Below are 1,295 nucleotides of genomic sequence, written 5' to 3' on the forward strand. Positions count from 1 at the left end.
AGCCAACAAAGGCCTACAACAACATCAAAGACTCCTATCAACAGGCCCAATTGGAGAATCAAATAGATAATGGAGTCTTCACAGTCAAAGAAGGACAATCCAACCAAAGCGAATGCAGATTTGAAAAAGATAAAATAGGTATGGCAAAAGAAACCTTCAATGCCAACTTGGTCCTTCACTAATCCTCTTTTTGAGGATTCAAGCTTACTTTTACCTGAAGAAATGTTTGTAGTAAGCACAAGAATGTAAAAAGTCAAGTTGCCAGGGTGCAAAAAAAACACTCTTTGGCATAGTTAGAGTCGGGCTGCTGAGCCACAAAATGAGCAAAGCATTAGTCCCAAAGCTTCAAGTCATATTAAACTCTGTGCTAAGAGTCGTAGTTATTAGGCTTACGCTCAAGCTGGAAGAGTTGAGCATATCTAAGTCGTGTCGCTCATGCTGGATGAGATGAGCATAAGAGTCAAAGGTTATTAACTTACAATTGGTGGAGTGTCGTAGAGTCCAACACTCACACACAATGCACATTAAGATGAGAGCACATATCCTCGTCAACGAAAACCATTCTTAAAGGGGTGCTCATATGCTTTTATAGCTACACCATCTTTCTGAAGAACCCTCAAAATCCTTCTTGCACAACATATTGTTTTCCATGCATTTCTGTGTATGCATAAATAGGATGTCCCATCATATGCATTAGACACTCTTTTTTGCTTCCATCTATGCACCTTGAGTGGACTACAACAGGAAAACCAATGTTCATCATGCTACCCTCTCATATTTGCTGCCTTTTAATGCCATATCTATCAGAGCAAATAATCCCTTGAGTACTTTATTAATATTTTCCATGGTAATAAGTACTCCAATAATGCGCGTATCCCAAAGGCACCTTTTTCCCATTGGGTTTTTTCCCTTTGGTCATCCAGGTATTAGACCCTAATTTAGAATCTCATCATCCCACTTCCCTTGTACATACTTTTCATAAATAAACATCAGCCTCATCATTATGCTATTACAAGGGAAAAATGCAGCATCATCTCTCACATGAAACAACTTTGGACCAACGAAGATGCTGCAACAAATTGAACCTCATCAACAAATTCTACGACCAATGAAGATGATCAGCCCATCAACAACCAATCAAACACCTTCCATAGCCTCCAAGGAAACTTTTCAACAGTGTCTGAGGATGGGCACTGAATCGAAAGGGGAGAATGTTAACTGCATCAACGTCGGTTAACAAAAGCTGCTAAAGACTGAAGACGTACGGATGCACATCGAGGATGAATGCAAAGAAG

1 protein-coding gene is annotated in these 1,295 nt (G+C 39.8%); it reads left to right on the forward strand.

Annotated features, from left to right (window positions below):
• Positions 1-182: hypothetical protein (locus tag DD606_RS26250; RefSeq protein WP_219824239.1), on the forward strand; the 182-nt coding region annotated here is incomplete at its 5' end.
• Between the last annotated feature and the right edge of the window lie 1,113 nt (positions 183-1,295).

The organism is Enterobacter cloacae complex sp. GF14B (assembly GCF_004136805.1).
Classification (GTDB): domain Bacteria; phylum Pseudomonadota; class Gammaproteobacteria; order Enterobacterales; family Enterobacteriaceae; genus Enterobacter; species Enterobacter hormaechei_C.